This window comes from Nocardia sp. NPDC005825, from assembly GCF_040630175.1.
In the GTDB taxonomy this organism is placed as follows: Bacteria; Actinomycetota; Actinomycetes; order Mycobacteriales; family Mycobacteriaceae; genus Nocardia.
The window spans coordinates 186770-202577 of the sequence record NZ_JBEXXC010000001.1; the positions used below are offsets into that span (position 1 = coordinate 186770).

General features: G+C 68.3%; 13 protein-coding genes. 7 read left to right on the top strand and 6 right to left on the bottom strand.

What is annotated here, in order from left to right; genetic code table 11:
* Positions 1-203: 203 nt before the first annotated feature.
* From ABZ382_RS00900 to ABZ382_RS00915, 4 genes are read left to right on the top strand one after another with little or no spacing between them, the layout of a single operon-like run.
* The gene (locus ABZ382_RS00900) at positions 204-1955 is read left to right on the top strand and encodes a fatty acyl-AMP ligase (protein ID WP_357081977.1); all 1752 of its coding nucleotides are present in this window, start codon (positions 204-206) and stop codon (positions 1953-1955) included.
* Between the two features lie 46 nt (positions 1956-2001).
* A complete protein-coding gene (locus tag ABZ382_RS00905; RefSeq protein ID WP_357081979.1) occupies positions 2002-2271 on the top strand; it encodes an acyl carrier protein in 270 nt (89 codons plus the stop codon).
* A complete protein-coding gene (locus ABZ382_RS00910; protein WP_357081981.1) occupies positions 2268-6530 on the top strand; it encodes an aminotransferase class I/II-fold pyridoxal phosphate-dependent enzyme in 4263 nt (1420 codons plus the stop codon). Before ABZ382_RS00905 ends, ABZ382_RS00910 begins: the two co-directional genes overlap by 4 nt.
* Positions 6524-8716 (top strand): MMPL family transporter, encoded by a 2193-nt coding sequence (locus ABZ382_RS00915; RefSeq protein ID WP_357081983.1) that lies wholly within the window; start codon positions 6524-6526, stop codon positions 8714-8716. Before ABZ382_RS00910 ends, ABZ382_RS00915 begins: the two co-directional genes overlap by 7 nt.
* A 39-nt stretch (positions 8717-8755) precedes the next feature.
* Here the strand turns inward: ABZ382_RS00915 and ABZ382_RS00920 are convergent, their stop codons facing one another.
* Together ABZ382_RS00920 and ABZ382_RS00925 are read right to left on the bottom strand one after the other, a co-directional pair.
* Complete coding sequence (locus ABZ382_RS00920) at positions 8756-9730, bottom strand: DUF1353 domain-containing protein (RefSeq protein ID WP_357081985.1); 975 nt, start codon at positions 9728-9730, stop codon at positions 8756-8758.
* A gap of 57 nt (positions 9731-9787) precedes the next feature.
* On the bottom strand, positions 9788-10264 hold the full coding sequence (locus ABZ382_RS00925; RefSeq protein ID WP_357081987.1) for a DUF6194 family protein: 477 nt from the start codon (positions 10262-10264) through the stop codon (positions 9788-9790).
* 83 nt (positions 10265-10347) lie between these two features.
* Here ABZ382_RS00925 and ABZ382_RS00930 point away from each other — a divergent pair, with 83 nt between their 5' ends.
* A complete protein-coding gene (locus tag ABZ382_RS00930; protein WP_357081989.1) occupies positions 10348-11040 on the top strand; it encodes a MerR family transcriptional regulator in 693 nt (230 codons plus the stop codon).
* On the opposite strand, the gene ABZ382_RS00935 is transcribed toward ABZ382_RS00930, so the two are convergent.
* The gene (locus ABZ382_RS00935; RefSeq protein WP_357081991.1) at positions 11037-11627 is read right to left on the bottom strand and encodes a TetR/AcrR family transcriptional regulator; all 591 of its coding nucleotides are present in this window, start codon (positions 11625-11627) and stop codon (positions 11037-11039) included. The genes ABZ382_RS00930 and ABZ382_RS00935 overlap by 4 nt on opposite strands.
* A 158-nt stretch (positions 11628-11785) precedes the next feature.
* On the opposite strand from ABZ382_RS00935, the gene ABZ382_RS00940 reads away from it, so the two are divergent.
* Positions 11786-12700 (top strand): tyrosine-protein phosphatase, encoded by a 915-nt coding sequence (locus ABZ382_RS00940; protein ID WP_357081992.1) that lies wholly within the window; start codon positions 11786-11788, stop codon positions 12698-12700.
* A 150-nt stretch (positions 12701-12850) separates the two neighbouring features.
* Positions 12851-13204: a hypothetical protein gene (locus ABZ382_RS00945; protein WP_357081994.1), complete on the top strand. Its 354-nt coding sequence runs from the start codon at positions 12851-12853 to the stop codon at positions 13202-13204.
* Between the two features lie 14 nt (positions 13205-13218).
* On the opposite strand, the gene trxA is transcribed toward ABZ382_RS00945, so the two are convergent.
* Genes trxA through ABZ382_RS00960 form a run of 3 tightly spaced genes read right to left on the bottom strand, consistent with a single transcriptional unit; the run spans position 13219 to position 15776 of the window.
* Positions 13219-13548: a thioredoxin gene (gene trxA, locus ABZ382_RS00950; protein ID WP_357081996.1), complete on the bottom strand. Its 330-nt coding sequence runs from the start codon at positions 13546-13548 to the stop codon at positions 13219-13221.
* A complete protein-coding gene (locus ABZ382_RS00955; protein WP_357081998.1) occupies positions 13545-14495 on the bottom strand; it encodes a MerR family transcriptional regulator in 951 nt (316 codons plus the stop codon). The genes trxA and ABZ382_RS00955 overlap by 4 nt, the downstream gene beginning before the upstream one ends.
* A gap of 51 nt (positions 14496-14546) precedes the next feature.
* Complete coding sequence (locus ABZ382_RS00960) at positions 14547-15776, bottom strand: serine hydrolase domain-containing protein (RefSeq protein ID WP_357082000.1); 1230 nt, start codon at positions 15774-15776, stop codon at positions 14547-14549.
* Positions 15777-15808 lie beyond the last annotated feature (32 nt).

Consider the following 15808-nt stretch of genomic DNA (forward strand, 5'->3'; position numbering starts at 1 on the left):
GCCCCTGCCCGCTGGACCCTTGGCGGCCAAAAGGCGTGGTCCACACACCCTCGGGGCCGCCGCTGCCCCAGGGGTGTCATCCGTCCGACACCTTGGGTGGCTATTTGCGCGGAGATTGCCGGGCGACGATATCTATCGAGGCAGATTCCAGGCCTACCCCCCGACACCACCCCTGATGGCGACCTCGCCAGGAGTTCACTCGTATGCAATCCACCTTCGTCGCACACGTTCGCCATCAGGTCGGCGCCTATGGCAGCACCCGGTCGTATACGTACCTGCGGGAGGCGGGTCGTGAATTGATCGAGGATATTTCCACCTTCTCGGACCTGGACCGCGACGCTCGGGCGCTGGCCGACTGGCTCTCGCGGCGCGAGGAGGCCGACCGGCCGGTGATGTTGCTGTACCCGCCCGGCCCCGAGTTTCTGCGTGCCTTCCTCGGCTGCTTGTACGCCGGAGTGATCGCGGTGCCGGCGCCCGCGCCGCACGATGCGCGCAGTGTGCGACGCGTCCTCGGAATCTTCGACGATGCGGGAGTTCGGCTGGTGCTGACCACTTCTGAGCTCCGCGAGTCATTGACCGCGTCGATTCGCGAGTACGAGGGACCCGCGAGTTCGATCTCGGTCGCGGCGACCGACGGCGAGCCGCTCGGCGATCCGGCCGCCTGGGTCATGCCCGACATCAGTGGCGACACAGTCGCTTTCCTGCAGTACACCTCGGGCTCCACCGGAGACCCCAAGGGGGTGGTCGTCTCTCACGGCAACCTCATGCACAACGAGGCGGCGATCGCCGCGGCGACCGCGGCCGACGACGCCAGTATCGGCGTCGGCTGGCTGCCGCACTTCCACGACATGGGGCTGATCGGCATGTTGCTGCAGCCGCTGTTCGTCGGCGGAAGCTTGGTCTACATGTCGCCGATGACCTTCCTGAAGCGGCCGGTCCGGCTGCTCGAAGCCATCGATCGCTATGGCGCGCACATCACGGCGGCCCCGAACTTCGCCTACGAGTTGATGGTTCGCCGGGTGACCGATGCGCAGCTCGCGCAACTCGATCTGTCTTCACTGCGAGTCGCGTTGAGCGGCGCCGAACCGATCCGCGCACGCACCCTCGACGCGGTGATCGAGCGGCTCGGTCCCGCCGGGTTCCGCGCCGACGCGTTCGTCGCCGGGTACGGCATGGCGGAGACGACGCTGATCGCCACCGCGAGCCCGGTCGGCCGGCCGACGGTTCACCTCGACGCGGACCCCGCTGCCTTGGAACGCGGCCGGGTGATCCCTGCCGGGAGCGGTACTCGTCTGGTCGGCTGTGGTGCGACGGTAGCGGGACTCGACATCCGCATTGTCGACCCGGTCACCTTGCGGACGCTCCCGGATGGTCACGTAGGAGAGATCTGGATAGCGGGAACCAGTGTGGCACAGGGCTACTGGGGACGAGGCGAGGAGACGCGCGGCAGTTTCGCCGCCCACACCGAAGGCGTCGGACCGTATCTGCGCAGCGGTGACCTCGGAGCACACCACGCCGGTGACCTCTACGTCACCGGACGGCTCAAGGACCTGATCATCCTGAACGGCCGCAACCTGTATCCGCAGGACATCGAGGAGGCCGTGCGCGGCATCCACCCGGCGCTCGCCGATGCCGAGGGCGTGGTGCTGTCGATCGAGGCCGATGGTCAGGAGCGGTTGCTGGTGATCCAGGGCGTCCGGACCAACGCGTGGGGTGGGCTGAACCCCGCCGAGCTGGCGGCCCGAATCCGGACCACGGTGGCCCGCGGCTTCGAGGTACCCGCACCGAGCGTGGTGCTGGTCGAACGTCGCGCGGTACACCGCACCACCAGCGGCAAGGTGCAACGCGCTTCGATGCGGGCCGCGTTCCTGGACCGCACGATCCGAGCCGTGCTGCACGAGGAGATCGAACCGGCCGTCGAGCGCATGCGCACCCCCGTCCCGGTTCTCGTCTGACCCCGCCATCCGAACGACCAGGAGATCACCGCAGATGAAGACACCTATGAGCGCCCCGGAAAGCGTCCTCATCGCCGACTGGTTGGCCCGTCGGGTCGCGGACTACCTCGTCCGGCCCGCCGACGACATCGACCACACCGTCCCGCTCGCCGAACTGGGCCTCGATTCGGTTGCCGCGGTGGGCATCTGCGGCGAGATCGAGGACGAGTGGGGCCTGGACGTGGATCCGACGATCGTGTTCGACTACCCGGCGATCGTCGACCTGGCCGCCTACATCACCGATGAGGTCGGCAGGCAACCTGAGTGGGTCGCATGACCGACATCGCGATCGTCGGCCTGGACTGCCGCTTTCCGCAGGCGCCGGATGCCGCCGCACTGTGGCGGCTGCTGATGGCGGGGGCGGACGCCATCGCCGAGGTTCCGGCCCAGCGGTGGCGGGCGGCCGATCTCTATCACCCCGACGGCGGTCCGGGCGCGGTCAACAATCGCAGCGGCGGATTCCTCAGCGACGCGGACGCATTCGACCACGAGTTCTTCGGTATCGCGCCGCGTGAGGCCGAGGCCATGGACCCGCAGCAGCGGCTGCTGTTGCAGTCCGCGTGGCGTGCGTTCGAGGACGCCACACTCGATCCGCGCGGGCAGGCGGGCTCGAATACCGGCGTATTCGTCGGCGTCATGGCCAACGAGTGGGCCACCGTCCACCTGCGCGACTACGCGCGCATCACACCGCAACTCGGTTCCGGCAACGGGTATTTCATGACCGCCAACCGCCTGTCCTACCAGCTCGACCTGAAGGGTCCGAGCATCGCCGTCGACACCGCCTGCTCGTCGTCGCTGGTCGCCGTGCACCAGGCCTGCGTCGCGCTGCGCGCCGGGGAATGCGATCAGGCTCTGGCCGCGGGCGTCAACGTCAAGGTCACGCCCACGCTCAATATCTTCTACACGCAGGCCGGTCTGTCGGCGCCGGACGGGCGCTGCAAACCGTTCAGCGGCAAGGCCGATGGCATCGGCCGCGGCGAAGGCGTCGCGGTGCTGGTGCTGCGCCGGCTCGCGGACGCACAGGCCGAAGGCCTGCCGATCTATGCGGTGATCACGGGCAGCGCGGTCAACAATGACGGGCGCAGCAACGGGATCACCGCCCCGAACCGGTGGGCCCAGCAGCAGGTGGTCACCGAGACCTACCGGCGTGCGGGTGTGAGCGCGGATCAGGTGGCGTTCCTGGAGGCGCACGGCACCGGAACCGTGCTCGGCGACATGATCGAGGTCAGGGCGCTGGGTGCGGTGCACGCGGTGTCGCGGCCGCAGCCCTGCGCGATCGGCTCGATCAAGGGCAATCTCGGGCACACCGAGGGGGCCGCCGGTATCGCGGGGCTGATCAAGGTGGCGTTGAGCCTGCACCACGGCGTCGTGCCGCCCACCCGGTACGCGACCGACGAGAATCCGAAACTGCGCCTGGCCGGTCAGGGGCTGCGACTGCTCACCGAACCGATGGCCTTGCCGGACGGGCCGAGCTACGGCGCGGTCAGCAGTTTCGGCATGGGTGGCACCAATGCGCACATGCTGCTCGCGACCGCTCCCCCGGTGCGGCCGATGCCCGAGGCACTCGGCGGTGGCGTGCTGACCCTGTCGTCGAACGACCGAGAGGGGTTGCGGCGCAACGCCGCTCGATTCGCGGAGCGGCTGGCCCAGGATTCCGCCGCACTGGGCCCGCTGTGCTGGTCGACGAATCAGGTCAAGTCCTCGGGCCGCCACCGCCTGGCACTCGTGGTGCGGGACCGGGACGAGGCGGTCGCGGCGCTGCGCGCCTGCGCCGCGGACGACACCGTGCTCGAGGCGAATTCCGGTGTCGCCCGGCGGCCTTCGATCGGATGGCTGTGCACGGGCCAGGGCGCGCAATACCCCGGAATGTCGCGCGCCCTGTACGCGGAGTCCGCGGCGTACCGTCGGGCACTTGCCGAGGTGGACGAATCCATGACGGCGCACCTGCACCGTTCCGTGGCCGAATTGCTGTTGGGCGACGACGAGATCCTGCATCGCACCGAATTCGCGCAGCCGGCGATCTTCGCGGTCGAGTACGCACTCGCCCAGGCGCTCACCGATATGGGCGTCCGGCCCGCATGGCTGCTCGGCCACAGCGTCGGCGAGTTCGCGGCCGCCGCCATCGCCGGGGTGTTCGACCTCGACGACGCCTGCCGTCTCGTCGCGGCCCGCGGGCGGCTCATGCAGCGGTTGCCCGACGGCGGGGCGATGCTCGCGGTCCGCGCCACGCCGGAGTCGGTCGGCGAGCTGCTCGCGGACGAGCGTGAGGTGGCGCTGGCGGCGATCAACGGACCCCGGGAGGTGGTGCTGTCCGGTGCGGCGGCCGCGGTCGGCCGCCTGGGCACGGCGCTCACCGACCGCGGCGTCACCGTCCGGCCGCTCACCGTCTCGCATGCCTTCCACTCGCCGCTGATGACACCCATGCGGGAGGCGTTCGCGGAGGTGGCGCGGGAATGCGTCTACCGGCCGCCGAACATCCCGATCTACTCGACGCTGCGCGGCCGCCTGCTCGCGGCCGACGAGCCGATGGACGCCGGCTACTGGGTCGAACACATCGAGGCGACAGTGCGTTTCGCCGATGCCGCGGCCGCGGCCCTCGACAAGGAACCGACGCATCTGATCGAGGTGGGCCCGCAGCGCACGCTCGCACCGATGCTCACCCGAGCCGGATCAGCGGCGCTCACGCTGACCCCGTGCCCGGGACCCCAGGCGACGGGCCGCGAATTGGCCGCCACCATCGCCGCGCTGTACCGCGACGGATTCGATCCGGACTGGGATGCGCTGTACGAGCCCGCCGCTCGGCGCCGGCAGCGTGTCGGCGGATACGAGTTCGACACCACCCATCGCTTCTGGACCCGGACCGATGAGGCCCCGGCCACCGAATCACCCGCCCCCGCACCGCGACACACCGAGGAAACCACCATGGAGCAGCTCATCGCACTTTTCCGGGAGCAGGCCGCGGTGCTGGCGGCGGCGGCCAACGCGCAGCCCGGGACGGGCGGGTATCCGGCGCACCCCGGTCTCGGCGGCGTGAACTCCGATGCCGCGGCTGCGGTGCGGGCCGAGGCCGCGCGAGTCAGCGGCTTTCCGGCCGGGAAGCTGAGCGACAGCCAAACCCTCAGCGGCGATATGGGATTCGACTCGATCATGATCGCGGACCTGTTCCAGGGTATCGCCCGCACAACGCCCGGACTTGTCATCGCACCGGACTGGTTCACGCCCGCGACGACGCTCGGTGATGTGATCGCGCTCGTGGCGGGACGTTCGGGACCGGAAGATGCTCCCGCGGCGCCCGAGCTCCCCGTGCCAGCGCGGGTCGCCGTGGAACCCCAGGGCCGCATCGCGGATTTCCCTGAGGTCAAAGCGATCTCCGACCGGATCGGACTGGCCGAGTCGGTCGGCGTGTCCAATCCCTACTTTCTGATCAACGACGGGGTTACCCGGGACACCTCGATCATCGAGGGCGAGCCGGTGCTGAACTTCTCCAGCTACAACTATCTGGGCATGTCCGGGCATCCGGCGGTCGTCGCCGCGGTGCAGGACGCGGTGGCGCGATACGGCAGCTCCGTGTCGGCCAGCCGGGTGCTCTCCGGGGAGAAGCCGATCCATACCGAGCTGGAGCACGAGCTCGCCGCGCTGCTGGGCACCGAGGACGCGATCGCTCTGGTCAGCGGCCACGCCACCAATGTCACGGTGATCGGGCACATCGTCGGACCGGAGGATCTGATCATCCACGACAGCCTGGCGCACGACAGTATCCTGCAGGGCTGCAAGCTTTCCGGCGCTACCCGGCGTCCGTTCCCGCACAACGACCATGCCGCGCTCGACCGCATCCTCACCGACATCCGGCACCAGTATCGGCGGGTGCTCATCGTGATCGAGGGCGTGTACAGCCAGGACGGCGATATCCCGGATCTGCCGGCGATCATCGGGGTGAAGAAGAAGCACCAGGCGCTGCTGATGATCGACGAGGCGCACAGCATCGGCGTACTCGGCGCGACCGGTGGCGGCATCGGCGAATACTTCGACGTGGACCGTGACGATGTGGAGCTGTGGTCCGGAACGATGTCGAAATCGCTGGGGGGCTGCGGCGGATACGTCGCCGGCAGCCGGGAACTCATCCGATTCCTGAAATACACCACTCCCGGCTTCGTCTACAGCGTCGGCATCACCCCGCCCAATGCCGCGGCCTCACTCGCGGCGCTGCGCCAGATGCGGGTGCAGCCCGAGCTGATGCAGCGGTTGCGCGACCTGTCCGGGCTGTTCCTGAGCCTGGCCCGGGAAGCCGGAATCAACACCGGCGGCAGCCATGACACTCCCGTCATCCCGTGCATCGTCGGCGACTCGATGAAGACGCTGACGCTGTCGAATGCCTTGCTGCGGCGGGGAATCAATGTGAATCCGATCCTGCATCCGGCGGTGCCCGAGGACAAGGCACGGCTGCGGTTCTTCGTCACCGCATGCCACAGCGAGGAGCAGATCCGCTACGCGGTCAAGGTGCTGGCGGAAGAACTCGCGATCGTGGCCTCATGCTGAGACGACTCGCCCGGGTGACCGTCGCGCACCCCAAACCCGTTCTCGCCGTGACGATCGCCGTGCTCGTGCTGGCCGGACTGCTCGGGGCCGGTGCGTCCGGGCAGCTGAAGGTCGGCGGGTTCGACGATCCGCGGTCGGAGTCCTCCCACGTGCAGCGGGTCCTCGACGAGAAGTTCGGCGGATCGCCCGATCTCGTCCTGGAGGTGACCGCCCGCGACGGCGATGCCGACAGTCCCGCGGTGGCGGCCGCCGCGCGACGCCTGACGCTCGACCTCGCGGCGGAACCGGATGTCGTGGTCATGGGGTCCTACTGGTCCCTGGGACTGCCCGAGCTGCGCAGCAAGGACGGCCGGTCCGGGCTGGTGCTGCTGCACACCCGGGGCACTCCGGAGCAGCAGGCCCGGGTCGGCGAGACGATCGTCGGCGAACTGCCCACCGACGATCCGGCCATCCGGGTCCGGGCCGGCGGGATTCTCGGGCTGACCAACGAGATCGAGCATCATGTGAAAAGTGATCTCGTGAAATCCGAATCGATCGCGCTGCCCGCGACACTGTTGTTGCTGATCGTCGTATTCGGTGGCGTGGCGGCGGCATTGCTTCCGCTGTCGGTCGGCATCTTCTCGATCCTGTCCACCACGCTGGTGCTGTACTGGCTGTCCAAGGTCACCGATGTGTCGGTGTACGCGCTCACCGTGGCGACCGCCTTCGGCCTGGGGCTGGCCATCGACTTCGGCCTGCTCATGGTGTCCCGGTTCCGTGAGGAGCGCGACCGGGGCCATGAGCCGGGACCGGCGGTGGTGGAGGCGGTGGCCACGGCCGGGCGCACCATCCTGTTCAGTGCCGCCACCGTGACCGTCGCCATGGCCGGAATGCTTGTCTTCCCCACCTATTTCCTGCGTTCGGTCGGTATGGCCGCGATCGTGGTGGTGCTGTTGGCGGCGCTGGCCGCGGTCGTCGTGCTGCCGGCACTGCTGAGCCTGCTCGGCGCACGGGTGGACGCGCTGGCGATCCGACGCCGCACTCGTCCCGCCCTGTCGTCGCGGTTCTGGCGGCGCACCGCGGCGGCGGTGACCCGGCGCCCGATTCGCCTGGCGCTGCCCGTGATCGTGCTGTTGCTGGCGATGGGAATCCCGTTCCTGCACATGCAGTTCGCGACGCCGGACGAGCGGGCGTTGCCGGCCGATTCCGCCGCCCGGCAGGTCACCCAGGCCATCCGGACGGACTATCCGGTCGACATGTCGGACGCGGTGACCGTGCTGACCGAGCGAGACCCGCAGGCGCTCGAGGCCGTCGCGCGAGACATCTCCACGATGGACGGCGTCGCGGCGGTCGAGGGCGGGTTCGGGCAGTACGTACACGGGGTGCACACTGCTGGACCGCGGCTCGGGAGCGCCGAATTCACCTCCGGCAGTGCCGGATTCGTGCTGGTGCGGCCCGACGGTGGCGCGCAGTCCGCGGCCGCGCAGGATCTGGTGCGGGCGATCCGCGAACTACCCGCGGTCACCGCGCAGCACATGTCGGTGGGCGGCACCACCGCGACCCTGATCGACAGCCGCGCGGCGATCACCGGGCGGCTCGGCCCGGCCCTGGCGATCATCGCGGCGGCGACCCTGGTGCTGTTGTTCCTGTTCACCGGCAGCATCGTGGTGCCGATCAAGGCGTTGCTGCTCAATGTGTTCATGCTGGCCGCCGTGCTCGGGGCCATGGTCTGGATCTTCCAGGACGGTCATCTGGCCGGGCTGCTCGGCGTGACCCCGGCGCCGCTGAATATCGCCATGGTGGTGCTGCTGTGCTGCATCTCGTTCAGCCTGTCGGTGGACTACGAGGTGTTCCTGCTCGGCCGGATCAAGGAGGCCCGCGACGCCGGCGCCGACACCACGACGGCCACCATCGAGGGTCTGGGCCGGGTCGGGCGGATCGTGAGCAGCGCGGCCGGGCTGCTCACGGTGACGCTGCTCTCGTTCTCCAACGGCCTGTCGTTCATGCAGATGTTCGGCATCGGAACGGCATTGGCCGTCATGATCGACGCGACACTGATCCGCGGCGTCCTGGTTCCGGCATTCATGCGGATCGCCGGAGACCTGAACTGGTGGGCGCCGCGCCCGCTGCGCCGGCTGCACGCCCGCATCGGATTGAGTGAAGCAGCCCCGGCGCCGAGTCCGACGCCGGAGCCCATCTACTCCTGATCCCGAAATCGCTTGCGGCGACTCCCGACTCACCACCGGTCAGGAAGTCCACCAGGATATGACGAACGCCGCGAACGAGGCGGCGACGAAGGCGATGGCCACGGCTGCGGCCACCCGGGAATTCCACCGTTGGAGGCGGTCCACACCGAGGAAGAGGGCGCTGACAAGCAGGATCGGGATCACCGCGGGGATGATCAAGGCCACCAGCGGCCCGAGTATCCACCCGGCCTTCCGGAATTTGCCCCAGGTCGAACCGAGTAGCAGCGGGATCACGATAGCTCCGGAGAAGCCGCCGATCAGCTCGTGCCACACGTCGTCACCGAGCCAGGGCACGCCGGGGATGCCGGGGATGTCGATGAGGTCCAGGGTGCACCAGAGGCCGATGAGCAGGATCAGCAGTCCCGTGCCCCACAACGCGATTCGATAGTGCCACTTGCGCAGCGGGGACCAGTCGACCTGGTGTCCGAGGTGCATGGTCGCGGCGGTCACCGCGGCCCAGATCATCCAGCGGCGGATCAGCCCGGTGCCGGTCTTGGCCATGGCGTCGCGGAAGATGCGGTCGGCGTCGTCACGGTGGATGACCCGTTCGGCGATGTAGCTGGCCGGTTCGTCACCGTTGAGCACCAGGCCGTCGTGCAGGATGGCCGCCGGCAGGTGTGCGCCCGTTTTCGGCACCAGCCAGGTCAGGAACGCCGGCACCGAGGTGAGGTCGGTGGTCCAATGCTCGAGGTCCGCCGGGACCAGGATGGTGCCGAAACCATCGGGTGCGTCGTCTTCATACCCGATGCGCCGCAATAGCCGGAACGATTCACGACGCGTCGCCGCGTTGTAGGTCCGATCCAGCATGATCGTGAGGTCGGGTTGCGGTTCGGGTGCGGGGGCGGTGGGCGGCGCGGGCTCGGCCGGTTTGTTGACCACCACGGCGGTGGGGCCGACCTCGGCGGCGGCTTCCGCTACCGGAGCTCGACCCGCGTCGTAGAAGGATCCGGTGCCCTGCTCATCGTCGAGCTTCATCGCCCCAGAGTGACACCGGAAGGCAACGGTTCAGGTCGATATTCGGCGAAGCGATAATCAAGAAGACCGCTGGTCGGCGCGTCGTTCGTCCGCCGTTCGGGCGCGTCGGTGTGCCGCCCGCAGCAGATCGCGAGCGGTCGCTTGGGTGGCGGTCGCGGGGTTCACCACCGACAGCCAAGCGGCGGTGCCGTACACGGGGTGCGGGATCCAGGTGTCGAACTCGCTCGCGTCGACAGGATGATCGTCGATGTCGCGCGGACCGTATCCGAGTGTGGCGGTGAAGGCTTCACGTCCCGCGTTGATGTTCAGACGGACGACGCCGCGGCGGTCCAGGTTCGACGTCGTGTCGTCGGGATAGTCCTTGGTCACGACGGTCGCGAAGGGCTGGGTTCGGGTGGGTACCTGGCCGTCGGGGGCGTAATAGAAGAACCGGTCGCCCCAGGACACCTCGGGATAGCCGCTGTCCGGGCCCGGCGCGAGGGTGAGGACGCCGTCCAGGTTCTCGATGAACTCGGTGATCATGTCGATATCCATGAGTTCTATCTTGAACTTGAAGTGCTTATGGAGACTTAGGCATCAAAACTAGGGGTGATGTGGCGAAAAGTCGCAACTCGGGTGTGTTGAGGACGGCTGATGTCGCCCGGCTCACCGGGTACTCGGTCCAGCAGATCCGCAACCTCGAGCGCGACGGTGTACTGCCGCCCGCGGAGCGGACGGCGTCCGGCTACCGCACCTACCGCGACCTCCACGTGGCCTCGGCGCGGGCCTATCGCGCGCTCGCCGCGGGTGTCGGCCCGGTCGATGCCAAAGCCATCGTGCGCGCGGCACACGACGACTCACCGACCAGGATGCTGGCCCTGCTGGACGCGGCACACGCCGCGATCGACACCGAGCGTCGCGATCTCGAACACACCCGTGACGCGGTCCGCCACATCGACGCGGAACCCATTGACCGCGTGCGACCTTCGGATTCGATGACAATCTCCGAATTGGCCGATGCGCTCGGCTTGCGCGCTTCGACATTGCGATTCTGGGACGCCATGGGGTTGGTCACGCCCGGTCGCGCCGCGACCCGCGACGCGCGGTCCTACACGCCCGCCGACGTCCGCGATGTCCGCATCATTGATCAGCTCCGGCGCGCCGGTTACGGGATACCCGCACTCCGTTCGCTGCTCCCCGAACTCCGTGACACCGACCGCCACACCGATGTACTCACTCGCCTGGCCGCCCGCGACGCGGCGATCGAATCCCGATCACTCGCCCTGTTCACGGCCGGAACCGAACTGCACGCTCTCCGTCTCCTGCGCTAGGCGAGGATGCCGCGCAGCAGTACTTCGGTCAGTCCGGACGTGAGAGATTCCAGGTCCTCGACGTCGCGTACGGACAAGGCGAAGATGGCGGCTCCGGCGATGATGTCGATGAGGATGTTCGCGTCGAGGCCGGGCCGGGCCTCGCCTCGTTCCACCGCGGCCGAGATCCGTTGTCCGAGTTCCCCTGCGAAGGTGGCGAGCTGCCCGCTGATCAACGCGTCGCGCAGGGACGATTCGGACCGCACGTCGTTCATCAGGCCCGGGGCGGCTTCGCGTGTCGCCGCGTCGGCGAAGACCGAGATCGCGCCGGCCACAACCCGGGTGATCTCCTCGGCGAAGTCCTCGGCCGGGTCCAGTCGAGGCAGGACGGCCGGGTGGATCGTGTCGTTGACGATGTGCGCTTTGGAGGGCCAGCGTCGGTAGATACTCGGGCGGCCGACCTCGGCGAGTTTGGCGATGCCGTCGATTGTGGTTGCGCTGTAGCCCTTTTCGACGAGGAGCTGCCGGGTCGCCTCGAACACTGCGGCGTCGACCTCCGAGTCCCGTTTGGAACCCAGTCGGTGTCCGCCTTCGCGTTTTCTCGGCACTGATACCCCTTGCGTCGGAGAGTGGTCGCCGTTACATTGTGTCACGACCCCGCCGTTACACACTGTAACGGCGATTGTGGGTCGTCGGCCCGCCGTCTCCGCTGTCCTCGCGGGTACACCAGGCGTGCCGCCAAGCCGATTGCGGCGAAAGGATTCTCGTGCCAATTCATCTCCCCACCCTCACGCGTTCGGTGAGCGTCGCCGCCGTGGCGGGGGCCTTGCTCATCGGCGGACCCACCGTCGCCGGAGCAGATTCCGCACCGGCTGTTCCCGGGCTGAACACCGGATCCTCGGGCGGGTCCAGCGGACCGGTCGTCACCGACGCTCCGCGGCTGGCGTCGGTGGACAACTTCCGTGATGTCGGCGGCACCGGCGCCGGATACGCGACCTCGGATGGGAAGCGTGTGACGCGTGGAGTCTTCTACCGCTCGAACGCGTTGACCCCCAGCGACGATGACCTGCGCAGGCTGGAATCGTTGCACCTGACGGCCGTCTATGACCTGCGCGGCCCGAAAGAGATCGCAGACAAGCCCGATCGGGTTCCGGCCGGGGCGAAGTATCTCAATATCGCGATTCTGAGCGGGGACATCGAGGCTGTCGCGACCCAGGTGCGCACCCCTGAGGAAGCCCGCGAGCTGGCACGCACGGTGTACCGCACCTTCGTCACGGGCACCGCCGAACGCGCGGCGATCGGCCAGGTTCTGACCGACCTCGCGAATACCGCCGGCCCCCAGGTCTTCCACTGCAACGCGGGCAAGGATCGGACCGGCTGGATCGCGGCCACCCTGCTCGGCTTGGCGGGAGTTCCGCGCGACACGATCACCTCGGACTTCTTGCTGTCGAACGAGTACTCGAAGAACTCGATCAAGGCGCGCCACGATCAGATCGTCGCCAAGTACGGAGAGCAGGCTGCAGCGATCTTCGATCCGATCCTCGGCGTCGAAGCCAGCTTCCTGGCTGCCGCGCTGACGCAGATGGACCAGTCCTACGGCTCGATCGAGAACTATCTCACCGACGGCCTCGGGCTCACCGACGCCACCGTGATGGCGCTGCGCGCAAAACTGCTGCGCTGACTCTCATTCGACGGGCACTCCGCCGCCACCAATCACCACAGCCTACTGAATCGGGCGACTACCACGCCCTATTTTCAATACGCACGATTGCGTATTCGATTGCTGCGGCGGTTTGCCCGTCGAAAGAGCCGTCGATGACATAATCGGCCGATGACCGACGCAGAGCGGATCAACTGGGACCACCTCAAATCCCGCCAGCCCACCGACGCCGACCGCAAAGCCCTCCAGACCGCCCTGGTCGACCGCGCCCTCGCGGTCAAACAGCACGGCTGGGACGATTATCGCGACACGTGGACCAGCACCGAACTCGCCGATGTCGCCTACCTCCTCCAGGACACGGCCATGCTCGAGGAACTCGAAGAGCCCGAGGGCTCGGTCCTCACCCGCTACGCCGGCAACCTCTACGGATTCAACGGCGCCCGCAAGGACATCGCCGCCGGCCTCGTCGGCACCCAGGAATGGTTCGCCGCCGCCCGCAAGGCCCTGGCACGCCGCGAGCGGTAGTAGCAAGCGCGGCCCTAGGGCTGAAGCAGGGCATCCAGCTCGGAGAGGAGCTTCTTCTTCGAGCGTGCGCCGACGAGTGTGCGCACTAGCTCGCCATCACGGAAGAGCAGGAGTGTCGGCTGGGACATGATGGCGTATTCACGTACGGCCGACGGGTTTTCGTCGGTGTTGAGCTTGTAGATGGTCAGCGCGTCGGCGCGTTCGGTGGCGATCTCGGCGAGTACGGGCTTGATCATGTGGCAGGGCGGGCACCATTCGGCCCAGAAGTCCACCAGGACGGTCCCTTGGTGCGCGAGAACCTTCTGTTCGAAGGTGTCGTCGGTGATGGCGGCGATGTCGGTCATGGTCTCGATTCCTTGTCGTGGAGCCACCGCAGGACTTCGGCGGCGTGGCGGTCGGGCGGGAAGATCGGGTAGAAGACGTGTTCGATCACGCCGTTGTGGATCACGAGAGTCAGTCGCTTGTAGAGGCGGACTCCCTCGAAGTGGAAAGTTGGTAGCGAGAGTGCCTGGGCCAGGCTGAAGTTGGGGTCCGACAGCATGGCGAAGGGGAGGCGTAGTCGGGTGACGACCTCGTGCTGATACTCCGAGCGCTGGCTCGAGAGGCCGAACAGTCTGTCGACTCCTGCGGCCCGTAAGTCGGCGTGATGGTCGCGGAAGCCGCAGGCCTGCGGTGTGCAGCCGCGGGCGCCGGGGATGTCGTTCCAGCCGGTGGGGGTGTCGGTGTCCGGGCGACCGGTCAGTGGGTAGAGGTAGATGACGGTTCGGCCGGGACCGAGTGCGGCGAGATCGATTCGCGCGCCGCTGGAATCGTCGAGGGGCAGGGCGGGCATCGGCAGACCGGGCAGGTGGTCGGTCGCGCCATCGTCGATCGGCACGGGCAAACCGGTCTGCAGGTGCATGAGATCGTCCACCTCCAGCGCCGGGGTGGCGAACCCGCGTCGGTAGGAAGCCTCGTGGAGGCGCTGGACGAGGCCGTCTCTGCGGGCGGTGAGGATGTCGATCTGGGTGGTGAGATCGTCGATGGCTCGGTGGTATTCGGCGAGGGATTCGGGGCAGTCGTCGCCGTGCTCGCTGCCCGCGACCAGGCAGTCGAGGAAGGGGCGGGTTTCCTCGACGGGGATGCCGAGGCGGTTGAGGGAGCGGATTTCGCGGACGAGGCGGATGGTGTCGTCGTCGTATTCGCGGTAGCCGTTGGCGTGGCGGGTGGGGGCTACGAGGCCCAGGGACTCGTAGCGCCGGATCGCTTTCGGGCTGACTTCGGCCAGTCGGGCGAGTTCACCAATCCGCATGGTGGTGAATCTAAACGCTGCCCCTAGGGGCAAGGTCAAGAGCGGCCCGGGTCAGCCCTCGGGACGAATCGCTGTCGAGATCTGCGCGACCAACCGCGATGGCCGGTCCATGTCGGCCTGGGCCTTGCCGCTGGTGAGGATCGCGCCCGAGAGGCTGCGCGCCGGATCGGCCCAGCCGTACTGGGTGGTCAGTCCGCTGCGGCCGAAGTGGGAGCCGGTGTCGGAACCGAATTTGGAACGGCGGGCGCCCAATTCGTAGCCGCCCACCGAGACTCGGCCCGCCACGCCCGGGAGCCACCGGGCCGGGCGGGTCGCGGCGGCCAGGGTGTCGGGGCGCATGATCCGCACGCCGTCGAGTTCGCCGCCGCGGGCGAGGATTTCGTAGAACCGGGACAGTTCGGCGGCGGTGGTGACGAGGTTGCCGGAGGGCAGTTCGGCGGTCAGGAAGGCGCGGGCGGCGGATTCGTCGGTGGGGCCGGACAGGCCGCCACCGAGGGCGCGCCCGGCGAGGTGACGCCAGACCTTGGACGGTCCGGGGCCGACTCGCACGCTGGGGACCACGCTGTCGACGTCCTCGGGCCGGACGCCGAAGTTGTTCCAGCGGAAGCCGAGCGGTTCGAGGACCTGCTCGCGCAGGTGGTCGCGCATGGCCCGCCCGGTGGCGCGCTGGACCAACACCCGCTGGATCAGGCCGGCGGTCATGGCGTGGTAGACGCGGAATCGGTTGGGCCGCCAGCTCGGAACGAGATCGGCGAGGCCGCGTACGGCGAGTTCCTCGTCGAGGACGAGTTCGGAGCCGCGGTAGGGCGGGGTGATGAACGGGACGCCCGCGGAGTGCGACATGACGTCGCCGATGGTGATGCGGTCCTTGCCGTGGCTGCTGAACTCGGGCACGTAGTCGCACACCCGGTCGTCCACGGCGAACGCGCCCTGTTCGATGAGCATGAACATCACGGCGGCGGCGACGCCTTTGGCCGTGGAGAAGCCGCAGAAAGGCGAGTCGGGCGTCACCAGTCGCTTGTCGGCATCGGGTGCGTCCTTCGGCGCGTTGCCCCAGCCGTACCCGATGGCCCGGTTCAGCGCGATGTGCCCGCGGTGGCGCAGGCACACCTGGATGGCGGGCGTGGTGCCCATCCGATACCAGTCCTGCACGGACTGCCAGATCGCCTCGATGTCGCCGCCCGTGAGGCCGGCGTCGGCGGGGTCGGATTCGGGACCGATCGTGGTCACGGCGTCGAGGTCGGGGTCGATCCGCACCAGTGCCGTCATCGGAGGGGTCATGCGACCAGCATAGGGAGATCTTGGTTCCCAGG

Bases quoted from the DNA above. Each gene is read 5' to 3' on its own strand.
- ABZ382_RS00910 (WP_357081981.1), top strand. From the start codon at position 2,268: ATGACCGACATCGCGATCGTCGGCCTGGACTGCCGCTTTCCGCAGGCG.
- ABZ382_RS00925 (WP_357081987.1), bottom strand. From the start codon at position 10,264: ATGGATATCGACATGATCACCGAGTTCATCGAGAACCTGGACGGCGTC.
- ABZ382_RS00945 (WP_357081994.1), top strand. From the start codon at position 12,851: ATGACCGACGCAGAGCGGATCAACTGGGACCACCTCAAATCCCGCCAG.
- ABZ382_RS00900 (WP_357081977.1), top strand. From the start codon at position 204: ATGCAATCCACCTTCGTCGCACACGTTCGCCATCAGGTCGGCGCCTAT.
- ABZ382_RS00920 (WP_357081985.1), bottom strand. From the start codon at position 9,730: ATGAAGCTCGACGATGAGCAGGGCACCGGATCCTTCTACGACGCGGGT.
- ABZ382_RS00960 (WP_357082000.1), bottom strand. From the start codon at position 15,776: ATGACCCCTCCGATGACGGCACTGGTGCGGATCGACCCCGACCTCGAC.
- ABZ382_RS00905 (WP_357081979.1), top strand. From the start codon at position 2,002: ATGAGCGCCCCGGAAAGCGTCCTCATCGCCGACTGGTTGGCCCGTCGG.
- ABZ382_RS00915 (WP_357081983.1), top strand. From the start codon at position 6,524: ATGCTGAGACGACTCGCCCGGGTGACCGTCGCGCACCCCAAACCCGTT.
- trxA (WP_357081996.1), bottom strand. From the start codon at position 13,548: ATGACCGACATCGCCGCCATCACCGACGACACCTTCGAACAGAAGGTT.
- ABZ382_RS00955 (WP_357081998.1), bottom strand. From the start codon at position 14,495: ATGCGGATTGGTGAACTCGCCCGACTGGCCGAAGTCAGCCCGAAAGCG.